This window comes from Sedimentibacter sp. B4, from assembly GCF_000309315.1.
Lineage (GTDB): Bacteria > Bacillota > Clostridia > Tissierellales > Sedimentibacteraceae > Sedimentibacter > Sedimentibacter saalensis.
In genome coordinates, this window is record NZ_CANG01000831.1 from 1 (window position 1) to 241 (window position 241).

At 66.0% G+C, this 241-nt stretch carries 1 pseudogene; it reads left to right on the forward strand.

The features are described from left to right. Positions 1-241, forward strand: a pseudogene (locus BN358_RS27025) (D-xylose ABC transporter ATP-binding protein); the annotation flags it as partial.

Below are 241 nucleotides of genomic sequence, written 5' to 3' on the forward strand. Positions count from 1 at the left end.
TCATCTCCCACCGGATGGGCGAGCTCAGACGGATCGCCGACCGGATCACCGTGATCCGCGACGGCCGCTACATCGACACGATGCCGATGGCGGAGACCTCGATGGACCAGGTGATCTCGAAGATGGTCGGACGCGCGATCAACACCGAGGCCAGGCCCGAGAACGTGCGCGACGCCCGCCCGATCGTGCTCAGCGTGACCGGGCTGTCCACCAAGGCGCTGCTCAAGGACGTCAGCTTCGA